This is a genomic window from Povalibacter uvarum (genome assembly GCF_014202975.1).
In the GTDB taxonomy this organism is placed as follows: domain Bacteria; phylum Pseudomonadota; class Gammaproteobacteria; order Steroidobacterales; family Steroidobacteraceae; genus Steroidobacter; species Steroidobacter uvarum.
In genome coordinates this window covers 303,502-326,151 of sequence record NZ_JACHHZ010000005.1, presented here as the reverse complement: position 1 = coordinate 326,151, position 22,650 = coordinate 303,502, and the positions used below count along the sequence as shown (strand labels likewise).

Sequence of the window (22,650 nt, the reverse complement as noted above, 5' to 3'; positions counted from 1 at the left end):
GATGCGGCTGGGACAAAAAAATGTGACCTCGGCGTCTTCAGAACGCCGTTCCTACCCTCACCCGCACCGTCCGCGGCTCCACGGGGTGAAAATGAATGTCTTCCACGGGCTCCGTCTCGTTCGCGAGCTGCGACTCGTAGAAGTAGGTGATGTCGTTGTCCTTGCTGTCGAAGACGTTGTAGAGACCGGCACTGACGCGCCAGCGATTGCTGAATCGATAGCCGGCTTCCAGGTTGACCAGGGTGGTGGGACTGGAGCGCACACTGTTGTCCTCGATCAACGGCGCTTCGCCGAAGTGACGGAAGCGTGCGCCCCCGAACCAGCCGCTCGGATGGTCGATGGCGACGCCGAGCGATGCCACGTTCTCGATCGCGCCGGGAATGCGATCGCCCGCTGGATCGTCGTCCGTGAAGCGCGCGCGTGACCAGGCCAGATCCGCGTCGACGATCAGCCAGGAAACCGGATTCCAGATCGCCGCCAGTTCGACGCCACGTCGCTCGCTCGCACGGCTCGCCTCGGTGGTTCCGGCATCACCGACGAACAGCAGTTCGGAGTCGAGATCGAGCGACCAGACCGACACGCTCAGCTGCATCGTTGGAATGATGGCCGTGCGTATGCCGATGTCGGCGCCGAGAGCATCGACGAGCGGATCGACGCGATCCGCGGGCGTTACGCCATCCGCCGGATCGACCGTGATCGTGGTGCCGCGCGCGTCGTTGCTGTGGAAGCCCTTGCCCACGTCGAGAAACAGCTCCGTCTGACGCCACGGCCCGATCACCATCGCGAACTTCGGACTGACGATGGAATCGCTGGCGCTCCCGGCGTTCTCCAGGAGGCTGGCGTCGACGCCGAACTCGAATGCATCGCCGCGCAGACCGATCGTCGTGCGTACGAGATCACTCCAGCGGGTATCGATGCTGGCGTAGGCGGAATAGCTCGTCTGCGTCACCGAATCCTCGCGGATCGTCTGGAAGCGCTCGCGGGCGATGGTGCGGTACAGACCGACCTTGTCGATGTCGTCGCTGCGAACCTGCACTCCGAGCAGCAGCTCCTGCGGTCGGCCGGCGAGTTCGAAGCCGTTGCGCCACGCGATGTCGGTGCCGTAGATGCGCCGGTCATCGAACTGCTCGAACTGGTCGCCATTCTCCTGATCGATGAAGTAGGAAAAATTGGAGAACAGGTTCAGCCGATAGTCCACCGCATAAGCAAGTGCGCTGAGCGTGCCGCCTGCCACTGCACCGTCCCAATCGACAGACAGCCCGTAGCGATGCGAGGCGCCAGCATCGGTGGGATCGACGAAACCGAACCGGTCGATCTGGCCACTGTCCACGGCGCGTTGCGGGATCTGGTCCGTCGAGCGCCAGTCGCCATCGTAGCCCTGGGCAGTGACACTGAATTGTCCCGTCGCGAGCGGCTGTGTATAGCGAACGAGTCCGTTGATCTTCTCGAAGTTCTCTTCGAGCACCCAGGGCCCGTCGATGTGCGCGTACTCCAGTCCCACCAGCAGCACGCCCGGGCCCACTTCGGGCGAGGCGGCGAACAGGCCGCGCATGAAATCGTTCTCGCCGCCTTCGAAAACGGCGAGTGCACCGTCGACCTTCTTCCGGTAGCGCAAGTCGACGGCACCAGCCGCCGAGAAGTTACCGGTCTCGGCGTAGTACGTCCCCTTGCGATACGCAACCGATTCGACGAGCTCCGGGATCACGAAGTTGATGTCGGTGTAACCCTGGCCGTGGCCGTGCGTCGGCATGTTCACCGGCACTCCATCGACACTGGTGGCGAGATCGGTGCCGTGATCCAGGTTGAAGCCGCGCAGGAAATACTGGTTCGCTTTCCCGTCGCCGCTGTGCTGCGTGACGATCAGGCCAGGCACGACTTCGAGCATCTCGCCGGTTCTCAATGTCGGGCGAAGCTCCAGCTGCTCGCTGGTGACGACGCCCTGGCTTGCCGACACCGGACTGCCGTTGAGGCGCGCCAACTGGCCGACGACAGTCACCTCCTCCAGGACCGACGTCGGAATGCCACCGCCGAGAACCGCAGACGACGTCGCCAGCAGCACCGCCCCACAACCAGTCGCAACTCGATATCTCATCGCTGTCCCCTGTTCGGATTGATGCGCTTCCATGCATACGAATCGATCCGCGAATCGGATGCGAGGCGTGAGCCTGAAACCGGTCGATGCACCGCGCCATACGTCGTTCTCCCCAAAGTGCATGAATCCGATCCACCGCTGCCCTCGTATGACTCCCTGCGCTGCCCACAGCAGCAGCTCATTCCAGCTCACAAAGGGAGTTCGTCATGAAAACGCCTCTGCCTCGAATCGCGTTGTTTCTCACGGCAGCCACGCTGCCTCTGCTCGCCTTGGGCTCGAGCCATCGCGAAGCACCCTTCATCGCCGGCACGCCCAGAGTCGACGGCACGGACTTCTACATGTTCCGGAGCTACGAATCAGGTCGCGAGGGCTACGTGACGCTGATCGCCAACTACCTGCCGCTGCAGGACGCGTACGGTGGTCCGAACTACTTCGCCCTCGACGAGAAGGCGCTGTACGAAATCCACATCGACAACAACGGCGATGCGCGCGAAGACATCACATTCCAGTTCCGCTTCGACGACATGTACAAGAACCTCACTGTGCCCGCCGGCGGCAAGAACGTTGCCGTACCGCTGATCAACATCGGCCAGGTGGACACGAATGCGGCAAACCTCAACATGTCGCAGAGCTACAGCGTGGCGATCGTGCGCGGCAATCGACGCGGAAGCATTCCGCAGCTTCTCGGCAACGCCACGTCGGGCGGCGACCGCTTCCAGAAGCCCGCCGACAACATCGGCAACAAGTCGATCCCCGACTACGCGAGCTACGCCGGCAACTTCATCTACTCGGCGAATATTCCCGGCTGCAGCACGCCTGCGCGGGTCTTCGCCGGGCAGCGCAAGGAAGGCTTCGTCGTGAATCTCGGTGAAGTGTTCGATCTCGTGAACACCAATCCCGCCGGCCCTCGTGATGGCGAGCCCAACACGATCGCCGACAAGAACGTCACGACGCTCGCTCTTGAAGTGCCGATCAGCTGCCTGACTCGCAGCAGCGAACCGGTCATCGGCGGATGGACGACGGCCAGCCTGCGACAGGTCCGGCTGATCAATCCGAAGCCCTCGAGCCCGCGGCGCACGACTGTCGAAGCCGGCGCCTGGACTCAGGTCTCCCGCCTCGGCAGCCCGCTGGTGAACGAGGTCGTCGTCGGCCTGCCCGACAAGGATCGCTTCAACGGCAGTGAGCCGCGTGACGATGGGCAGTTCGCGACGTACGTGACCAATCCGACGCTGCCGGTGCTGCTCAACGTGCTGTTCGGCAATGCGGCGATTCCTCCGCAGACACCGCGCAACGATCTCGTGGCGGCATTCCTCACCGGCGTGCCCGGTCTGAATCAGCCGGCGAATGTGAGGGCAGCCGAGATGCTGCGACTCAACACGTCGATCGCACCGACACCGGTTGCGGCTCAGAAGGACCTGGGCGTTCTCGGCGGCGACAACGCAGGCTTCCCGAATGGACGCCGGCCGGTCGATGACGTCGTCGACATCGAACTGCGCGTTGCGCAGGGCGTGCTCTGCAGCGCCGCGTTGAAGTGCGGGGATCAGACGGCCGATCCGAACAACGGCATTCCGTATACGGACGGATCGCGTGCAGCCGGGCCCACGGCAGCAACGTCGATGGTGAGTGGCGCGGTCTTCGCGGCCGACACCTATCTCGATACGTTCCCGTACCTCGCAACACCGCTGCCGGGTTCACCGAACGAAGCTGCGTACTGAAGAAGGAGACGATCATGAAACCGTTGCAACACGCAGTGGCAATTGCCACCGCAGCACTGGCCGTCGTTCTGACGGGCTGCGGCGGCGGAAGCGGGAGCGGAGGAAGCGGCGACGAACCTGTGTCGCCCGCGCCGCCTGCACCGCCGCCGGTCTCGCAGACCAACTTCACCGTCTTCACGCGTGATCAGGTCACCGTGACGGCGATGACGGAGAGCGCCGACCCGGTCGAAATCGAGAAGATCGATTGGGTGTTTCCCGATGGCGAAAGCGAGACGGTCTACGATGACCTCCTTGCCACATCGCCGTAACAGCGCTGCAGGCCAGCGATGGACCGCTCCATGGCGGTCCGTCGCCTTGCTGCTCGCTCTCTGCGGTTTCTCGCAGGCTGAGCCCTATCGGCCTGCGAGCGACGACGTCGTGCTCGCAACCGTGCCTCGTGCGGTTCAGCAGTTGAAATCCGAGCGTGAGGCAATCGCAGCTCAACCGACTGATCAGGACGCCGCGCTGCGCCTTGCCCGCACCTGGCTCGACCTCGCGCGTCGCGATGGCGATCCCCGATTCTTCTCTTATGCGCAAGCGACGCTCGCGCCGTGGATGGAGCGCCCCGAAGCTCGCGCCGAAACGCGCGTAATGATGGCGACCGCCTTACAGGGACTTCATCGCTTCTCCGAAGCGCAAGCACTTCTCGATCGAACGCTGCTTGCGGAACCACAGAATGCGCAAGCGTGGCTGACGAAGGCTGCACTGCTGCAAGTCCAGGGCGATTTCACTGGCGCGCGGTCCACGTGCACTCCTTTGCTGCGGCTCGTCGACGCAACTGTCGCTCTCGGCTGCATCGCTGCTGCGCAGAGCATGAGCGGCCACCTCCATCCGTCGTTCCGGTCGCTCTCCCGGATGGTGGACGCATCTCCTCCTGATGATCCCGCGACTCACAGCTGGTTGCTTAGTGTGCTCGGCGAGATGGCCGTGCGCATGAATGAAGCGCGGACAGCGGAACGGTATTTCAGAGCGGCGCTGGCAGCGGACTCCGTCAACAGCTACGCCAAAGGCGAACTGGCCGACCTGCTGTTGCGTGAAGCGCGGTACGACGAAGTGATGACGCTGCTCGAACAGGATGCGGGGCAGGATGCGTTGCTGTTGCGACTTGCGATTGCGGAGCATCGCCTGGGGAAGACGTGTTCGACCGCCGCGTCGTCATTCCCGCGAAAGCGGGAATCCATCTTGTCCAAACGGATGGATTCCCGCGTGCGCGGGAATGACGAGACGGTTCCCGGGGACGACAACCCGTGCTGGGTTGTCGCCTACGACGCTCGCTATCGCGCAGCCCAGCGCGACAACGACACGCTCCACCTGCGCGAAATCGCCCGGTACCTCCTGGAAGTCCGCGGCGACACGACAGCAGCACTTGATACCGCCCGACTCAACTGGAAGACGCAACGCGAGCCCGCCGACATACGCATTTATTGGCGAGCGAGCGCAGCCGACACAGACGCGCGAACCGCGCTCAAAGACTGGCTGGTGCGAAATCACTATGAAGATGCGCTGCTCGGATTGCCTCCCGGAGAAACGAGATGAGCCGTCACACCCGCTGGCTGCTCGCGCTTCTGGCCTGCGCCCCGCTCTGTGCCTTTGCGCACAAGCCGAGCGACAGCTACCTCACCCTGTCACTCGCTGACACAAGCATTCAGGGCCGGTGGGATATTGCGCTGCGCGATCTCGACTTCGCGATCGGCCTGGACACGAATGCCGACGGCAGCATCACCTGGGGCGAGACGCGTCGCAGCGCCAATGCCATTCATGCTTACGCCTTCTCGCATCTGCAACTGCGACGCATCGGTAGCGATGAAGCGCAGGCCTGCAGCATCTCACCGCGCAATCTCCTCGTCGATGAACATGTCGACGGCGCCTATGCAGTGATCGAATTCAACGCCGACTGCGCTGGCAACGCTGAGAGGATCGGCATCGCCTACTCGCTGCTGTCGGGGCTCGACCCGAATCACCGCGGGCTCCTGAGCCTTCAGTCATCGGCGAATCAGCAATCCGCCGTGCTTGAGAACAGCGGCATCCAGCAGCAGCTCGATGTGGCGCGACCGGATCGATGGCAGCAGTTGGGCGCATTCGTTGCAGAGGGTGTACGTCACATCTGGCTGGGCTACGACCACCTGCTGTTCCTGTTCACCCTGCTCCTGCCTTCGGTCGTCGTGTTCCGCAATGGCAGCTGGCAGCCGCGCGCTTCACTGCGCGAGAGCGCGATCGATATCGTCAAGGTCGTCAGCGCATTCACTCTTGCTCACTCACTCACGCTGTCGCTCGCGGCGCTGGGGCTCGTCAATCTGCCCAGCCGCCTCGTCGAGTCGCTCATCGCGCTGACGGTATTGCTCGGCGCAGTGAACATTCTCTTCCCGGTGGTACGGGAGCGGCGCTGGTTGCTGGCGCTGGGCTTCGGGCTGATTCACGGCCTCGGCTTCGCCGCCGTGCTCGCCGACCTGGGTCTCGACGCAGGACATCTGCTCGAAGCACTGATCGGCTTCAACATCGGCGTCGAACTCGGCCAGCTCGCCATCGTTGCCGTCGTCATGCCCGCCGTCTATCTGATGCGCAGCACTGCGTTCTACAGGCGAGTCGCGCTTCCTGCAGGTGCAACCGCAATCGGCTGCCTTGCAATCTACTGGGCAGTGACGCGCGCGTTCCCGGTGATGGTGGCCTCTACGGGCCTGCCGACCAATCCGTAGGTGAGAAGCAGTTGAGCGGCTGCGTAGGTAATCCAGACCGAGGGCCCGAGCCATTCGGCGGCCGAGAGAAATTTCCCCAGCGCGATCAGGCTGTCCGAGATCATGAAGAGGATCGCGCCGAGCGGCAGCAACGGCGATCGCATCCGCAGCGAGCACAATGCCATCACCGTGATCACCGTCATGTACGCGGTGACGGGCCATTGCAAGGCGCCGAGCACTGGCCACAGGATCGTCGCGTAGCCCACGGCAAACGCAACGATCGCTGCAAAGACGATCTTGCGACGACGCGACAGCACCGGGCTGCCGCTGCGTACGAAGATCGTCGCATAGAACACGTGCGCAATGAGAAAGCTGGCCAGACCGGGCACGAACAATCGTTCGCCGTCGATGCCGAGAAATGCATCACCCGCTGCTGAGCACAGCAACGCGGCGACAAGCAGCTTCTGCTGCGCCTGCCACGCATACCCCGCGAGCAGCACACACATCGCGGTCTTCAGCACCACCGAGCCTGGATACGGCTGCCAGGGCAGCAGCAGCGTGTACAACGCGCCTGCGGCGAATGCAGCAAAGAACAAAAGGCCGAAGCGCGTGGACGATGTCGCATTCATTGACGGAACTCCCGCTTCAGTTCGACGGAACTCTCAGTCGCTCGAGCTGCTCCAGCAGCGCCTGAGGAGACACGGGCCGGCCCAGAAAATCGCGCAGCAGTTGCGACGTTTCCTGTGTCTGTCCGCTGGCGAGCACTTTCTCCGCGAGCCACGGATACCAGCGGGCGTTGCCTGCATCGACCGATCCCAGGTTCTGCGTAATCTGCTTGCGGATATCGGCTGTGATCACGGAGCCGAGTCCATAGTTGATCATGTAGCCGGGCGAGTCGACGAGCTGCACCCGAACGGCCCACCACGAGAGCTCGGGGTGCGGCACGATGTGCAGGTAGCGATGCGTGATCTCCGTCCAGACTTCGTTCGGATTGCGCTGCGGCTCGCGCAGCATGCGCAGATCGAACAGGCCCCACGCGACATCGAGCATCACTGTAGCGTAGAGCGATCGAAGCGACCGCTCCTGGGTGGCGCTTACGCCAAGATACTTCTGTTGCCACGCCGGTTCGTAGACGCTCCAGGAAGGCACGTCCGCGAACGCCTCGTAGAACACCGCGTCACCGAGATCCATGAAGGCCGGCCGCGTACGCAATGCCATCATGTGGACGGCGTGACCGTTCTCATGAACGAGTTCATTGAGCAATCCCAATCCGCCGTGCGCGTAGTTGCCTGAGATTCTCACGAGTGTCGGTTGCCACGCTCCGTTCGCTTCGCGGCCGCGACGAACGTAATCGGTATAGGCAAGGGGAGCCTTGCCCGTGCGCGGATCGAGATCGTAGAGCACGCCCCATCGCTTCAGATCCGCGCCGAGATCGAGATAGAAGCGCTCGTTGATCGGCTGCATCGCCTCGCGTGCGATAGCCGGTCCGAGCTCACGCTCGGCGGCTCCGTGAACGAAGCGATAGTCCCAGGGCTCGATGGGTTCATCGTCAGTGACGCGGCGCCACGTATCGAGAATCTGCTCGAGCCAGCGCTCGATCCGTGCGGCGTCGGCACCGACAGTACGTGCGGCTGCATTGATCGGCGAATCTTCGGGAGACATCGCTGCGGACGTAGCTGCGATCATCCGGCGATACGGACTCTGCGGCTCGCTGTTCCCATTGAGGGATTGCCATAGCGGAACGAATGCGAAGAACAACGCCTTGCGACGCGCGGGTTCCTCCATGCGAGTCAGCAGATCGAACGCGCCGACTCGAGTCACGAGTCCGTTCTCGAACCGCAGGCTGTTCGCGAGTTCGGCGAAGCAACCATAGAGCGACTGCCTCAGCGCATCGGGCGCAAGGTCGCGTCGCTGCGCGTCACTGCAACGAGCGGTCGGCGCCATCGAATCCGGCGACGATCCCGCCGCGTCAATGGCCTCGCGCATGACCTGTGCCGCTCTCGCGTCGACGCCGGCAAGGCGATCGGCCGGGATCTTCTGCAATGACGCCAGTACCGCCGCGCGCTTTGCGGAATAACGCTCGAGCCATTGCGCGCGATCGCGTCCCTCCCACGTCGATTGCAGTCCTGAATCGATCAGCGACATGGCGCCATAGGCGTCATTCATGTCGGCGTATGCCTGCTCCGCGGCATCGAGTGAGCGATCGCCCGCCGAGCCTGTGGCGCCGAGCAGCAACAGTCCGAACAAGGATACGGTCGCGAGTCGGTTCGTTCGTCCAGCGATGCCTTCGTTCATGAATTTACGTTCGTGTAATGATTTGCCGCGATGGACGCACCCCGCGAGGGGGCCTGTAAAATGCCGAAATGAACGGATTCTTCACTGCCCGCAACATCCTCCTTGCGATCTTCCTGTCGACGGCCGTCTATGTGCAGCTGCGCGGCCGTGTGCATCACAAGTTCTCCCGCCTGATCGCCGATCACGCGAACCTGCTCGCCCCTTACAACACCCTCATGTACCTGTTCTCCGCCGTGAAGGCAAAGCCTTACGCGGACGTGGCGGAGTTTCCGGAACTGAGCAAGGTGACCGCGCAGTGGCAGATGATCCGCGAAGAGGCGCTGAAGCTGTTCGACGAGGGTTACATCCGGGCTGCGGCGAAGCATAACGACATCGGGTTCAACTCGTTCTTCCGGACGGGCTGGAAACGCTTCTATCTGAAGTGGTATGGCGACTTCCTGCCTTCGGCAGAGGCCTTGTGCCCGAGGACTGCCGCTCTGCTCGCCGACATCCCGTCGATCAATGCGGCGATGTTCACAGTCCTGCCGCCGGGCTCGCGGCTCGGCGAACATCGCGATCCGTTCGCCGGCTCGCTGCGCTATCACCTCGGTCTCGTCACGCCAAACTCCCCCGACTGTTTCATCGTCGTGGACGGCGAGCGCTACTACTGGAAAGACGGCGAAGCGGTGATGTTCGATGAAACGTACATCCACACCGCGGAGAACCGGACGGATGTCACGCGCGTGATTCTCTTCTGCGACATCGAGCGGCCGCTCTCGAATCCGGTCATGCGCTGGATCAATCGCGCCATCGGTCGGCGGATGGCCAAGGCCGCGGCGACGGAGAACGTGCCGGGCGAGCACGTCGGCGTGCTCAACCATGCCTTCGAGTACATCTACAAGATCCGCCTGCTCGGCGTGCGCATCAAGCAATGGAACAAGCCTTTCTACTATGCGCTGAAGTGGGCATTGATCGCGGGGATCCTCTACCTCCTCTTCCTCTGAAGATCCGCCGATGAACCGGTTTCCCCCAGCGCATCTTGCCGTTATCTCCTCTCTCCGCGACCCCGTCTCGTGTGTGAGACTTTCTGATTTCCAATAACGAGCACCGAACAATGGCATCGACCGAACCCGTCGCCGACCCCGTTCCAGCAAGCCGGCCGAGGGTATCGGTCGGCAAGATCATCAAGTGGGCCATCGCCCTCCTCGTGCTCGTCGGGGCCATCGCGGCCGGCGTCCACTACTGGCGGGAATCCCAGCGGTACGTCACGACGGACAATTCCTACCTGAATGCGCACATGGTCGAGATCGCCGCGCAGGTTTCGGGCCCGATCACGGCGATCCACGTGCAGGACCAGCAGACCGTCGAGGTCGGCGACGCCCTGTTCGAGATCGACGCGCGGCCCTATGAGCTCGCGCTGGCTTCCGCGGATGCGCAACTCGAAATCTCGCGCCAGTCGACGTCCCAGGAAAGCGCCGCTGTCGAGGCTGCGCGCGCCCAGGTTGCGCAACGTGGCGCGGAGCTTCGAAATGCCCAATCGAATGAGCGGCGCATCCAGGATCTCGTACAGCGCAATCTCGTCTCGCAGCAGAACGCGGAGTCGGTACGCACACAGGCTGAAACCGCGGACGCCGCGGTGAAGGCGGCAGAGGCGAATCTGTCGCAGGCAATGAGCGCACTCGGCAAGGCAGGCGATCGCAACGCTGCCGTACGCGCGGCGCTCGCGAAGCAGGATCAGGCCAAACTCGATCTCGACTACACCAAGATCATCGCTCCCACCGGCGGACTGATCGCCAACTTCACGCTGCGGCCCGGCAGCACGGTCCAGAAGGAAGTGCCGCTGTTCACGATCATCAGCGACGAAGAGTACTGGGTGGATGCGAACTTCAAGGAGACCGAGCTCGATCGCATCAAGGTGGGACAGAAGGCCCGCGTCATCGTCGACATGTACCGCAATCATCCGTTCGACGGCGAAGTGGAAAGCCTGAGCGGCGGCAGCGGCCAGGCGTTCTCGCTCCTGCCGGCGCAGAACGCGACCGGCAACTGGGTAAAGGTGACCCAGCGCGTGCCGGTGAAGATCAAGATCCTCAATCCTGACCCGGCGTATCCATTGCGCGTCGGCACGACGGCGACCGTCCGCGTGAGCGTGGAGTAGGTATGTATCAGAAGATACTGCTCTGCTACGACGGCACGGTCGAAGGCCGGCGTGCCCTGCGACAGGGCGCCGAGGTCGCGATGGCAATGAAGTCGCGCGCCTATCTGCTCGCGATCTGCCGCAACATGGTCGCGACCGCCGTGCCCGAAGGCGTGACGCCCGAGCTCATCGCAACCGAGCAAGGCACGGCGCAGCAGCTGCTGACCGAAGGTATCCAGTGGCTGCGCGATCACGACGTCGAGAGCGAAGGTTCGCTGATCTACGGCGATCCGCTGATTCACATTCCTGAAGTGGCTACGCGGATCGGCGCTGATCTCGTGGTTGTCGGCTATCGCTATCGCAGTCGTTTCGCGCGCTGGTGGAGCGAGTCGGAAGAGATTTCGCTGCTTCACAAACTCAACTGCAGCATCCTCGTCGCGGTCGCGACGCCGAACTCGTGAGCGCGACAGCTTCAACAGTGCATTCGCCGCCCGTCGCCACAGCGGGGCGCTTCATGATCACGCTGGCCGTGATGTCGGCAACGCTGATCCAGGTGCTCGATACCACGATCGTCAACGTTGCCCTGCCCCACATGCAGGGCGAGCTCGGCACGACATCCGACCAGGTGAGCTGGGTGCTCACGAGCTATCTCGTGTCGGCGGCGATCTGCATGCCGCTCACCGGCTACTTCGCCGACACGCTCGGACGCAAACGCTTCCTGCTGATCTGCATCGGCGGCTTCGTCATTGCATCGGCGCTTTGCGGCGTTTCGCAGAACCTTACGCAGATCGTGCTCTTCCGCCTGCTGCAGGGAGTCTTCGGCGCCGCCCTCGTGCCGCTGTCGCAGGCGATCATGGCCGATGCCTATCCGCCGGAAGAACGCGGCAAAGCGATGGCGATCTGGGGCATGGGTGTAATGGTGGGCCCCGTGCTGGGGCCCACGCTCGGCGGCTGGCTCACCGAGATCGCAAGCTGGCGCTGGACCTTCTATATCAACGTGCCGGTCGGCGCGCTCTCGCTCTTCCTCGCGAGTCAGTTCGTCCCGGACACTGACCGGCGCGAACGGCGCATGGACTGGAACGGTTTCGGCATGCTCGCGATCGGCGTCGCGGGCCTGCAGTACATGCTCGACCGCGGCAACCAGCAGGACTGGTTCGACGCGGACGACATCCGCATCTCGGCGGTCCTCGCGGTGATCGGCATCGCGTGTTTCGCGTTCTACAGTTTTCGCCAGGGCGAGAAGGCGATCTTCGATATCCGCATCTTCAAGGACCGGAACTTCGCGATGTCATGCCTCATCATGGCAGCGATGGGTCTCGGCATGTTCGGCGGCCTCGTGCTGCAACCGATCCTCCTCGAAGGACTGCTCGGCTATCCGATCGTCACGACCGGCATCGTCATGGCACCCCGCGGCATCGCGACCGCCATCACCATGATGTTCGTGGGAAGGCTCGTCAGCGTCATCGATGCGCGACTGCTCGTGCTGGTCGGCATCGGCTTCAGCGCGCTCGGCTCGTGGATGATGACCTTCTACTCACTCGACATCACGACCATCAACATCGTCGTCCCGGCGTTCATCCAGGGCATCGGCCTCGGACTGATCTTCGTGCCGCTGTCCACCATCGCGTACGCAACGATGGATCGCTCACGGATGGCCGAGGCCGCCGGCATCTACAGCCTGATCCGCACGATCGGTTCGGCAATCGGCATCTCGATCGCGACCACGGTTCTCACTCACCAGACACAGGTGATCTGGAACGAACTGGGTGCGCACATCAACGTCTATCGCGATGCAGTGGGCGAGTACCTGCGTCAACTGCATCTCTCACCGACCGATCCTCGCGGCCTCGCCGTCCTGGCCCGACAGGTCGCGCAGCAATCGCAGATGGGAGCGATGCTGGATGTGTTCAAGCTGATTACGGTCAGTTACGTCTTCATGCTGCCGCTGCTGCTGCTGTTGCGGAAGCCCACGAGGCCAGCAGGGTCTACGCCGCACGCGGCGGCGGAGTGACCCGTCATTCCCGCGCACCTCGTCATTCCCGCGAACGCGGGAATGACCCGGTAGAGCTATCGCAGCTCGACCGTTTTGCCACCGATCGTGATCCTCTCCGCCCTCATCTCGCTCTTGTCCTGTAGATGGACGTAGCCTTCGACCTTCGCTTCGGTGGACGGCTGCAGCATTTCGCGGGTCAGGCCCCGACTCTCCATCCGGCCTGGGGGAGCGAGCACGACATTCCAGGTAGCATCCGCGGTCTTCAGTGCAATGGAGCCGTGCGGATTGCCGTAGGACGACGACTCGATCGTGCCTTCGAGAGGAACGAGCTTGCTGTCGTAGCCGCTCCAGCCGTGATGGGCGGCGGCAGCGACGGCGAACGCGCCCAGGATGCAAGCAAGAACTGTCTTGGGTATGACGTTGTCCCCACGCACATCGTCATTCCCGCGCAAGCGGGAATCCATGCCTTCTGCCAAGATGGATTCCCGCTTGCGCGGGAATGACGGGGCGATACGCACGGTTTTCATGACGACTCCTCCAGCAACGGCAGTATCTGCGTAAATTGCGGTACCCGAGTTCCGGTTCCTCGAATCCGATCCATGAAGCGCATCGCCAACCATCCCCCGCGCGACCTCTTTTCCGACGCCGCTTCCTCTGCAACGGAGACTCTGGGGCCCGGTGCGACGATCCTACGCGGATTCGTTCGCGGGCAGGAATCCGCGCTGCTCGGGGAAGTTGCGAAGATCGTGGCCCTCTCGCCCTTTCGACATCTGGTGACCCCGGGCGGGTTTCGTATGTCCGTCGCGATGACGAACTGCGGCGAAGTCGGCTGGGTGTCCGATCGAACGGGTTATCGCTACGACCCGATGGATCCCGAGACCCGCCGACCGTGGCCTGCACTGCCTGACGCATTCCTGGGCCTGGCGCTCACGGCCGCCGCGCGTGCTGGATTCGACCACTTCGTGCCCGACGCGTGCCTCATCAATCGTTATGAGCCCGGCACGAAACTCTCGCTGCATCGCGACTACGACGAACGCGATGTCGCTGCGCCGATCGTGTCGGTCTCCATCGGAGTGCCGGCCACGTTTCAATGGGGTGGATTGAAACGCAACGATCGCACCCGGCGTGTGCGGCTCGAGAGCGGCGATGTCGTCGTATGGGGCGGTGAATCGCGCTTCGTGTATCACGGCATCGCAGCGCTCGCGGAAGGCGATCATCCCGCCACCGGACCGCTGCGCATCAATCTCACCTTCCGCAAAGCGCGGTAGCCCACAAGCAAGCCGGCTCAGCCGTGTGCAATGCACGGCCGGGAACCTTTCGCTCTCGTGATGGCATTGAACTTTCGCAGGCACCGCCGTTACCCACGCGCACGCCACGAGGTTTGTGTGATCGCAACCGTCTCGCCGAGTACAGACACGCCGCGCATATCCTGGCCGGACAGCGAACTGGTCGCCGCTGCTCAACGCAACGATGCGAAAGCATTCGAAACGTTGATGCGACGCTACAACCGCCGACTGTTCCGCGCCGCCCGCAGCGTGCTGCGCGATGACGATGCCGCGGAAGACGCCGTGCAGGAAGCCTACCTACGCGCCTTCTCGAATCTCGACAGCTATCGACCGATCGGCAGCTTTGCCGCGTGGCTGACCCGCATCGTCATCAACGAAGCGTTGCTGCAGAAGCGACGCAACCGTCGCGAGATGGTGTCACTCGACCAGCTCGACGACGACGTCACCGACGCGGCGCATCACTCGCTGGCCGACTGGCTCTCCACGCCCGACAGCTCCAATGCCGCGAGCGCACGCCAACTGCTGGAGCTCGCCGTCGATGCGTTGCCCGAGGCGTTCCGGCTCGTCTTCGTGCTGCGCTCCGTCGAGCAACTGAGCATCGCCGAAACGGCCCAGTGCCTTGAGATCAGTGAAGCGACGGTGAAGACCCGCCTGCATCGCGCGCAGATTCGCCTGCGCGAAGACATCACACGACGACTGCAGAACGAACAACTCACGCTGTTCGAGTTCGGCGGTCAGCGCTGCGATCGCATCGTTGTCGCCGTACTGCATCGACTGCAGCCATTGCGCACCTGAGCGCACGGATGATTGCGTCGACCGACGCGGAGGATGCCCCATGAAACTGCCTCGGCACATCGCAATGATTTCGATCGGCCTGCTTTCCGGCATCGGCATGGATGCATCAGCGGGTGACTCGCACGACTTCGCCACCGAGATTCATGCGTTCCGCCAGATCTCGGAGGGACGGCAAACCTTCCGCTACGCCACGTTCGGCGACGAGGAATTCTGGGGCGACGTACTGGGATTGCATCTGGCCATCGCAGGCGCGGCGAACGGCGGTGTGGGACCTGGCGTCAGCCCACGAACCGCGCTCGCAGTCGGACTGAAAGTGGACTCCGAAGCACTGCCGAAACGTGTGCAACGCGCATTGCGTGCGGGCGCTCTCAATCTCGACGATCCGGCCGTGACACTCGATCTGCTGCGGCTCAACGCGGTCGTTGGCGTGACGGGGTTCTTCGACGATGCCAATCGATTGCGTTCCGTCGGTATTCAGTGCGCGCTGTGTCATTCCGTCGTCGATGACTCTTTTGCGCCCGGCATCGGCCAGCGACGCGACGGCTGGGCCAATCGCGATCTGAACGTCGGCGCCATCATCGGGCTGGCACCGCGCCTAGAGCCCGTCGCGCAACTCCTCGGCGTCGATGTCGCGACCGTGCGCGCGGTCCTGGCTTCGTGGGGTCCGGGAAAGTTCGACGCCGAGCTGTTCCTGGACGGCAAGGCGTTCCGGCCCGATGGCCGATCCGCCGCCACTCTCATTCCGCCGGCGTTCGGCCTCGCTGGCGTGAACCTGCACACGTGGACAGGCTGGGGCTCGGTGACGCACTGGAACGCCTTCGTCGCGAACCTCGAGATGCACGGGAAAGGCACGTTCTACGATCCGCGACTCGACGATGCGACGAAGTTCCCGATCGCCGCCCGCGAGGGCTTCGGTCATATCACGGCGACGGAAGATCAGATCACGCCGGCGCTCGGCGCGTTGCATTTGTATCAGCTCGCGCTCGCCGCGCCGCGCCCGCCTCGCGGCAGCTATAACGCCAATGCGGCAGCGCGAGGCAAGACGCTGTTCAACGGTAAAGCCGAATGCTCGACGTGCCACGTACCACCGATTTTCACTGAGCCCGGCTACAACATGCACACGCCGGAGGAGATCGGCATCGATTCCTTCCAGGCGGATCGTGCGCCCGATGGCCGCTATCGCACGGCGCCGCTCAAAGGACTGTGGACTCACACTCGCGGCGGCTTCTACCACGACGGTCGCTTCGCAACGCTCGGTGATGTGATCGCGCACTACGATGGGACTTTCGGGCTTGGCCTCAGCGCAGGGGAAAAGCGCGATCTGGCCGAGTACTTGAAGTCACTGTAGGCAGCACAGAGAGGAGACCAGGAGTTTCCACCGGGGGTACGGGGCGAACACGGGGAAGAAGCGATGAGGTCTCCGAACAGATATTCGGCTCTCTTCTAACCCCGTGGCTCCCGCGCACCCCGTGGAGAATCCCGGCCCTTTGTTCTGGTCCTTCTTCCACGCAGAACAACCCCAAGCAAACAAGACTTCACAAACGCCTCGACCCGAAGGCGATACCGTCGGCACAAGACCGCGAGCAGCATCGCGGCATTCCGGGGGATCGCTTCATGTCGTTCATTCGTCCGCTTGCTCTCGTCGCTGCGACTGCTTTTGTCGCTGGTTGCTCGCAGAAGGCTCCGCCGCCACCTCCCGATCCACTGGTTCGCACCATCGACGCCGGCACGGTTCGCGGCGTAGAGCAGCCGAACGGCAGCCTTGCCTGGCTCGGGATTCCTTTTGCAAAGCCGCCCGTGAATGAGTTGCGGTGGCAGGCGCCGCAACCTGTTGCTCCCTGGCAGGGCGTCTTCGAAGCGAATCAGAAGCTGCATGTTTGCCCGCAGTTCGTGTCGCCGCTGACGCAAGGTGTTCCCGACACGGATGGCGACGGCATCGTCGGCGAGGAGGACTGTTTGTACCTCAACGTGTTCGCACCTGCGAACGCGAGCGCCGAGAAGCCCCTGCCCGTGATGTTCTGGATCTTCGGCGGCGGCAACAACAGCGGCTATGCCGCCGACTACAACGGTTCGACGCTGGCAAAGACCCACGACGTCGTCGTGGTGACCGTGAACTACCGCCTTGGATCGCTCGGATGGTTCCGTCATCCGGCGCTGCATTCGAGCGGGCCTGAAGGCGCAGCGCGATCCGGCAACTGGGCCGATCTCGACCTGCAGCTGGGATTGAAGTGGGTGCAGACCAACGTCGCGAAGTTCGGCGGCGACCCGGGCAACGTCACCATCTTCGGCGAGTCCGCGGGCGGCCTGAATGTGATGAGCCTCGTGATCTCCCCGCCGGCGAAGGGACTCTTCCACAAGGCGATCGTCCAGAGCGGCGGCCTGCGTACGACGTCTGTCGCATCCGCCGTCAATTTCACGGATGACGCGGAAGCAGGCTCCGCATTCAGCAGTCGCGAGATCGTGAACAAGATCCTGATCCGCGACGGCAAGGCGGCGGATGGTGCCGCCGCGAAGAAACTCCAGATGGAAATGACGGATGCGCAGGTCAGCGAACTGCTGCACGCGCAATCAGTCACGGATTTCCTGAAGCTCTACAACCCGTCGGGCGCACGGAATTACCCGTCCACGCAGAAGATCGCGGACGACACAGTCTTCCCATCGCGCAGTGTTCGCGAAGTGCTGGCGTCGGGTGAGTTCAATCGCGTGCCAATCATCCTCGGCACCAATCGCGACGAACGTCGCATCTACATGTATAGGCTGCCGCGCTGGCAGGCCGTCATGAAGAAGTCGCCGGCTGACTATACGAAGTACGCGAACTATCCCAGCCTGCAGTGGAAGTACACCGGCGTGGATTCACTCGCACGCGGCATCAGCCCGCATGAGCCGGCGGTCTACGCATACCGGTTCGACTGGGACGAGAGCGGCAAGGTGGGCGACGTCGACCTTTCCGTGGCGGTGGGTGCGGCGCACTCCACCGAGATCGCCTTCGCCTTCGGCGAATGGACCATCGGCTTCCTTCCGCCCGAGGCAATGTACCCCCAGGAACGCCACGCTGCCCGCGATGCCCTCTCGAAGAGCATGATGTCCTACTGGGCGAACTTCGCGTATACCGGCAACCCCGGCAAGGGTCGCGACGGTAGTGAAGTCGAGTGGGCCGCATGGAAGAATGGGGCCGGTGAACCGAAGACCCTGATTCTCGACACTCAGGAAGGCGGCGGTATCCGCATGATGGCCGACGAGGTCGTCGAGACCAGCGTCAAGCAGCAGATGCTCGCCGACCGGTTCGACGATCAGCAGCTTCACTGCGAGGCGTATGCACTCGCCTTCCTGTCGACGGAACAGTTCGACAAGAAGGAATATGCGGCGCTCGGCGGCAAGGGCTGCAGGCAGTACCCGCCGGAGAGCTTCAAACCCAGCTTCTGAAACGAGGAGAATTTGCATGCGCCTGACTGCACTTGTGTTGTTCTCGCTGTTCGCCGCGAGCGCACACGCCATCGACTGCGCCTCTTCCGACATCAACCAGAGCCAGCGCCGACTGCTGGGGCCGGCCGAGAACATCTGCCAGACGTATGGAGGCAAGGTGCTGCTGGTGACGAATGTCGCGAGCCACTGCGGATTCACCAAGCAGTACGACGGGCTCGAGAAGCTCTACAAGACTTACGAAGCGAAGGGTCTCGTCGTGCTCGGCTTCCCTTCGGGCGATTTCGCCGGACAGGAGTTCGAAGACGAAGCCGAGATCGCCAAGTTCTGCAAACAGAACTTCGGCGTCACTTTCCCGATGTTCAGCAAGTCGTCGGTGAAGGGCGATGCCGCGAATCCGCTGTTCAAGGGACTGAGCGCGAAGACAGGCAAAGAGCCAGCGTGGAACTTCACCAAGTACCTGGTCGGTCGCGATGGCAAAGTCATTGCGCACTTCGGCACCAAGGTCGAACCGGACAGCCCGGAGATCACGAAGGCGATCGAAGCGGCGCTGGCGAAGGGATAGCGAGCGTCGCGTCTGGTTCTGGTCCGTATCTGGTTGTGGGTCCGGCTTCAGCCGGACGTCATCGCCGCTAGGCGATCTCGCATCGGATCGCCTGCGGCGATGACGTCCGACTAAAGTCGGACCCACAGTCAGAGCGGCCGCAACCAAACCGCAACAGCGAAGCATTACCTCGGCGGCGGCCACCTGAAGTGTGCGTCGCCCCGATATTCCGGCGAGTCGATGTCGCTCACGGAAAAATAGACCCGGCTCCCCGCCATCTCGACCGCCTGCTTCCGCGCCCGCACGGAGACCCCCGCCAGATCCACCCTGCTGTTCGAAGCACGAACAGCAGTGTCACCAGCAATCGTCATTCCTGTTCCCATCACCGACGCGTTCGACGCCTGCAATGCCACTGCATCCGCGTCGATCGCGACCTGTACGAGATCCACGGATCCACCTTCCACCACGAGCTGTTTCAGGAACGCGCGCTCGATGCGGGCGTTCGCGCAGTTGGTCAGTGAGAGGCGATCGAACGTTCCAGTGTAGGTCGCACCGGGTTGGTCCTTGCAACTGACATCGCCTTGCGTCTTGTCGCGGACGTGCACCTGCCGCGGCTGCAGGGGCGAGCCCAGCGCGCTGAGCAACAGTCGACTCGTCGCTTCAGGCCGCTCGACAGCCGGCATGTGCTGCGCGCCCTCGACGATCTGCAATCGCGCATCAGGCATGCGCGCCAACAACACCTGTCCGGTTCGCAACGGCGTCACCGTGTCGTTCTGGCCCCAGATCAAGGTCGTCGGTGCGCGCACATTGCGTATCGCCGCAGTGAAATCGTGCTCGACCAGACCGAGCGCGGCATCAGCATTCAACGGCATTCCGAGCACGGCGTTGCGAACGGCAGGAATCGCGAGCAATTGCGAGCTCGCGTCGACCTGGTCTTCGAGCAGATCGATCCATGCATCCCCGCGGCCCTGACCGAGAAGACCCATGACGCCATCGAGTGTCGCCGAGCGATTGGCTTGCAGAAGCTGTCGCGCGAAGACCTGCTTCTGCAATACACCCGCGACATCGATCAAGACGAGCCTGTCGACGCGTGTCGGATGTCGATCGGCGAAGAAGAGGCTGACCGCAGCGCCAAGAGAATGCCCAACGACATGAAAGTGAGTCAGCTCGAAGCGCTCAGTCACTTCGTCCAGTGCCTTCGCCAGACCGTCGAAGGAGTATCCGCCCGAGAGTGCCGCGGAATTGCCGAATCCCGGCAAGTCGAGCATGACGAGGTGAAACTGCTCCGCCAGCGTCGGGTACACATACCTCCAGTCCCGATGCGCGTTGCTGCCGAGCCCGTGAACCAGGAGCACCGATGGCTTCGACTTGTCCGGGGTTTGCGCCGCGAGCACATGACCGCCTGATCTCAGCCGGATGCAAGCGTAGTCCAGCCCCGGCAGCCGTGTGAATGCAGCGTCGGTTGCACACGGCGCAAGCGATGATTGCGCAATTGCCGGCGCGCAGCCCATCGCCAGCAAACCGAGAATCAGGTGACGAATAGAACGTAGCAGACGAATCAAGAGATGCCCTCGAAGCCGCGGATGCCGGCCCGTCGCGGATGGGACGTTTCGTGGGGACATGGAGTTCCGCAGCCCTGTGTTTCCCTCATTGGCGGGCGATGCGCTTTATCGCAGAATCCCGCCGGTCATACCGATACCGGGCGATATCCGGAAGATGCCCGCACCAGGAGCGAAGTCGTGATCACCCTCATCGGCATCTCGGGCAGTCTGCGACGCCAGTCGCTCAACAGCGCCCTGCTGCGCGCCGCGGCAGGCATGATGCCGGACGGATCGACGCTCGAGATCGCGGACATCAGCGGTATTCCCCTTTACAACGGCGACGTCGAAAGCGAGGGCATGCCCGACGCGGTGACGACGCTCAAGGACCGGATCGCCTCCTCCAGCGGATTGTTGCTCGTCACGCCCGAGTACAACAACTCGATTCCGGGCGTCCTGAAGAACGCGATCGACTGGCTCACGCGGCCGTCGGACGACATCGCGCGCGTATTTCACGGACGGCCTGTCACGATCATCGGCGCATCGCCCGGGCCCTACGGGACGCTGCTTTCCCAGAATGCGTGGCTGTCGGTACTGCGGACATTGCGAACCGACCCCTGGCTCGAAGGGCGCCTTGCCGTTGCACGCGCGAACACCGCCTTCAACGACAAAGGCGAACTGGTCGACGATAAAGTCCGCGGCCAGCTGCGACAGTTCATGGAAGGCTTCGTGCAGTACGTCAGCGAGAGAGCTGGCCGATAAGCGCCGTTGCATGGCGCGGCAAGCCTCATCGGGCAAAGTGGTTTACGCCGCGCTGCTCGGCAACGCGCTGATTGCCGCAACCAAATTCGGCGCCGCCGCATGGACCGGCAGCTCGGCGATGCTGAGCGAAGCCGTGCACTCCCTGGTCGACACGAGCAACGAACTGCTGTTGCTCTACGGCATGCATCGCGCGAAACGCCCGCCGGATCTCGCGCATCCGTTCGGTCATGGCCGCGAGCTTTACTTCTGGAGCTTCATCGTCGCGCTGATGGTGTTTGGTGTCGGCGCGGGCGTGTCGCTCTACGAAGGCATCAGCCACATTCGCAATCCCGTGGAAATGGAAAGCCCGCTGGTCAACTACGCGGTGCTCGCTCTCTCCTTCGTATTCGAGTCGGGTTCGTGGTGGGTGGCCTTCCGGGAATTCCGGGCGGCGAAGGGACGGCGCAGCTACCTCGAAGCCGTTGGGGTGGCGAAGGACCCGACGACCTTCACCGTTCTGTTCGAGGATTCCGCAGCGCTCGTGGGCCTGCTGATTGCGTTCATCGGGATCGCGTGCGCACACGCATTCGACATGCCGATGCTGGACGGGGCCGCTTCCATTGGCATCGCGCTCGTCCTGGGCATGGCGGGCATCGTGCTGGCCCGGCGCACCAAGGAACTTCTCATCGGCGAAGGCGCCTACCCGGAACTGCAACGTTCGATCCTCGACATCGCAGCCGCGCAGCCCGGCGTGGCGAGCGCGAACGGCGTGATCACCACGCAACTCGGACCGAATCAGGTGATCGCGATGCTGAGTGCCGAATTCGAGGATCGGCTGACGACACCCGAAATCGAAGAATGCGTCAGGCAGCTCGAAGCGTCAGTAAGAGCAGCGTATCCGGAGATTACTGGGCTCTTCGTGAAACCGCAGACGGAAGCGGCTTGGAAATCCCGGCGTGCGGCGATGGAGGCGGCGAGCCTCGACTAACATATAGTTTACTATTTTGGCCATTTTGGTAAAGTATATGTATGCCGAAATCATCGCCCACTTTGCTCGCCCTGCCACCCGTCGCCGCTCAGGCTCTGCGCGCGCTGGGTGAGAACCTCGCGATTGCACGCACCCGGCGGCACGAATCGCAGCGCACCTGGGCCGCAAGGCTCGGTGTCTCCGTGCCGACCTTGATCCGGCTCGAACGTGGCGATCCCGCCGTCAGTGCCGGTATCTATGCAACCGCCCTCTGGCTGATGGGCACCGTCGAGCGCCTGCCCACCCTGGCCGCGCCGGAGGCAGATCGCGGAGCACTCGAGTCTGATGTTCGCGATGCCATCAAGCGGCGAGCGGTCCGCTCGACTGCGTCCGTCGAAGGCCGCCTCGACCGCAAGAAAAGATCGCCGCGAGCCTGACAC

At 63.1% G+C, this 22,650-nt stretch carries 21 protein-coding genes; 16 read left to right on the top strand and 5 right to left on the bottom strand.

The window, feature by feature from the left end:
* Positions 1 to 37 precede the first annotated feature (37 nt).
* Positions 38 to 2,092, bottom strand: coding sequence for a TonB-dependent receptor (locus tag HNQ60_RS20845; protein WP_184334710.1), 2,055 nt, complete (start codon positions 2,090 to 2,092; stop codon positions 38 to 40).
* Positions 2,093 to 2,298: 206 nt separating this feature from the next.
* Here HNQ60_RS20845 and HNQ60_RS20840 point away from each other — a divergent pair, with 206 nt between their 5' ends.
* The 4 genes from HNQ60_RS20840 to HNQ60_RS20825 are packed head-to-tail and all read left to right on the top strand — an operon-like array spanning position 2,299 to position 6,539.
* Positions 2,299 to 3,807, top strand: coding sequence for a DUF4331 domain-containing protein (locus HNQ60_RS20840; protein WP_184334709.1), 1,509 nt, complete (start codon positions 2,299 to 2,301; stop codon positions 3,805 to 3,807).
* A gap of 14 nt (positions 3,808 to 3,821) precedes the next feature.
* Complete coding sequence (locus HNQ60_RS20835) at positions 3,822 to 4,115, top strand: hypothetical protein (RefSeq protein ID WP_184334708.1); 294 nt, start codon at positions 3,822 to 3,824, stop codon at positions 4,113 to 4,115.
* Positions 4,090 to 5,382, top strand: a complete 1,293-nt coding sequence (locus HNQ60_RS20830) for a tetratricopeptide repeat protein (RefSeq protein WP_184334707.1) — start codon at positions 4,090 to 4,092, stop codon at positions 5,380 to 5,382. Before HNQ60_RS20835 ends, HNQ60_RS20830 begins: the two co-directional genes overlap by 26 nt.
* Positions 5,379 to 6,539 (top strand): HupE/UreJ family protein, encoded by a 1,161-nt coding sequence (locus HNQ60_RS20825; RefSeq protein ID WP_184334706.1) that lies wholly within the window; start codon positions 5,379 to 5,381, stop codon positions 6,537 to 6,539. Before HNQ60_RS20830 ends, HNQ60_RS20825 begins: the two co-directional genes overlap by 4 nt.
* Here HNQ60_RS20825 and HNQ60_RS20820 read toward each other — a convergent pair.
* Positions 6,473 to 7,147 (bottom strand): lysoplasmalogenase, encoded by a 675-nt coding sequence (locus HNQ60_RS20820; RefSeq protein ID WP_184334705.1) that lies wholly within the window; start codon positions 7,145 to 7,147, stop codon positions 6,473 to 6,475. The genes HNQ60_RS20825 and HNQ60_RS20820 overlap by 67 nt on opposite strands.
* A gap of 16 nt (positions 7,148 to 7,163) precedes the next feature.
* Entirely contained in the window at positions 7,164 to 8,813 is a 1,650-nt protein-coding gene (locus HNQ60_RS20815) for a M3 family metallopeptidase (protein ID WP_184334704.1), read from the bottom strand.
* Positions 8,814 to 8,881: 68 nt separating this feature from the next.
* Between HNQ60_RS20815 and HNQ60_RS20810 the strand changes: the two genes are divergently transcribed.
* From HNQ60_RS20810 to HNQ60_RS20795, 4 genes are all read left to right on the top strand, one after another.
* On the top strand, positions 8,882 to 9,796 hold the full coding sequence (locus HNQ60_RS20810; protein ID WP_184334703.1) for an aspartyl/asparaginyl beta-hydroxylase domain-containing protein: 915 nt from the start codon (positions 8,882 to 8,884) through the stop codon (positions 9,794 to 9,796).
* A gap of 110 nt (positions 9,797 to 9,906) precedes the next feature.
* The gene (locus HNQ60_RS20805; protein WP_184334702.1) at positions 9,907 to 10,947 is read left to right on the top strand and encodes an HlyD family secretion protein; all 1,041 of its coding nucleotides are present in this window, start codon (positions 9,907 to 9,909) and stop codon (positions 10,945 to 10,947) included.
* Positions 10,948 to 10,949: 2 nt separating this feature from the next.
* Positions 10,950 to 11,387, top strand: coding sequence for a universal stress protein (locus HNQ60_RS20800; RefSeq protein WP_184334701.1), 438 nt, complete (start codon positions 10,950 to 10,952; stop codon positions 11,385 to 11,387).
* A 53-nt stretch (positions 11,388 to 11,440) separates the two neighbouring features.
* The gene (locus HNQ60_RS20795; protein WP_184334700.1) at positions 11,441 to 12,937 is read left to right on the top strand and encodes a DHA2 family efflux MFS transporter permease subunit; all 1,497 of its coding nucleotides are present in this window, start codon (positions 11,441 to 11,443) and stop codon (positions 12,935 to 12,937) included.
* Between the two features lie 56 nt (positions 12,938 to 12,993).
* On the opposite strand, the gene HNQ60_RS20790 is transcribed toward HNQ60_RS20795, so the two are convergent.
* Positions 12,994 to 13,383: a DUF6152 family protein gene (locus HNQ60_RS20790; protein WP_221304349.1), complete on the bottom strand. Its 390-nt coding sequence runs from the start codon at positions 13,381 to 13,383 to the stop codon at positions 12,994 to 12,996.
* Between the two features lie 135 nt (positions 13,384 to 13,518).
* Here HNQ60_RS20790 and alkB point away from each other — a divergent pair, with 135 nt between their 5' ends.
* The 5 genes from alkB (at position 13,519) to HNQ60_RS20765 (ending at position 18,985) form a co-directional block, all read left to right on the top strand.
* Entirely contained in the window at positions 13,519 to 14,187 is a 669-nt protein-coding gene (gene alkB / locus HNQ60_RS20785) for a DNA oxidative demethylase AlkB (RefSeq protein WP_184334699.1), read from the top strand.
* Positions 14,188 to 14,304: 117 nt separating this feature from the next.
* Positions 14,305 to 15,000: an RNA polymerase sigma factor gene (locus HNQ60_RS20780; RefSeq protein WP_184334698.1), complete on the top strand. Its 696-nt coding sequence runs from the start codon at positions 14,305 to 14,307 to the stop codon at positions 14,998 to 15,000.
* A gap of 97 nt (positions 15,001 to 15,097) precedes the next feature.
* Complete coding sequence (locus tag HNQ60_RS20775) at positions 15,098 to 16,348, top strand: hypothetical protein (protein ID WP_407676462.1); 1,251 nt, start codon at positions 15,098 to 15,100, stop codon at positions 16,346 to 16,348.
* A gap of 266 nt (positions 16,349 to 16,614) precedes the next feature.
* Positions 16,615 to 18,423 (top strand): carboxylesterase/lipase family protein, encoded by a 1,809-nt coding sequence (locus HNQ60_RS20770; RefSeq protein ID WP_184334697.1) that lies wholly within the window; start codon positions 16,615 to 16,617, stop codon positions 18,421 to 18,423.
* Positions 18,424 to 18,439: 16 nt separating this feature from the next.
* Positions 18,440 to 18,985 carry a glutathione peroxidase gene (locus HNQ60_RS20765; RefSeq protein ID WP_184334696.1) on the top strand — a complete coding sequence of 182 codons (546 nt, stop codon included), beginning with the start codon at positions 18,440 to 18,442 and terminating at the stop codon, positions 18,983 to 18,985.
* Positions 18,986 to 19,149: 164 nt separating this feature from the next.
* On the opposite strand, the gene HNQ60_RS20760 is transcribed toward HNQ60_RS20765, so the two are convergent.
* Positions 19,150 to 20,526: an alpha/beta fold hydrolase gene (locus tag HNQ60_RS20760; protein ID WP_184334695.1), complete on the bottom strand. Its 1,377-nt coding sequence runs from the start codon at positions 20,524 to 20,526 to the stop codon at positions 19,150 to 19,152.
* Positions 20,527 to 20,703: 177 nt separating this feature from the next.
* Here HNQ60_RS20760 and HNQ60_RS20755 point away from each other — a divergent pair, with 177 nt between their 5' ends.
* The 3 genes from HNQ60_RS20755 to HNQ60_RS20745 are packed head-to-tail and all read left to right on the top strand — an operon-like array spanning position 20,704 to position 22,647.
* A complete protein-coding gene (locus tag HNQ60_RS20755; protein ID WP_184334694.1) occupies positions 20,704 to 21,264 on the top strand; it encodes an NADPH-dependent FMN reductase in 561 nt (186 codons plus the stop codon).
* 10 nt (positions 21,265 to 21,274) lie between these two features.
* A complete protein-coding gene (locus tag HNQ60_RS20750; protein WP_184334693.1) occupies positions 21,275 to 22,231 on the top strand; it encodes a cation diffusion facilitator family transporter in 957 nt (318 codons plus the stop codon).
* Between the two features lie 41 nt (positions 22,232 to 22,272).
* On the top strand, positions 22,273 to 22,647 hold the full coding sequence (locus HNQ60_RS20745) for a helix-turn-helix domain-containing protein (protein ID WP_184334692.1): 375 nt from the start codon (positions 22,273 to 22,275) through the stop codon (positions 22,645 to 22,647).
* Positions 22,648 to 22,650 lie beyond the last annotated feature (3 nt).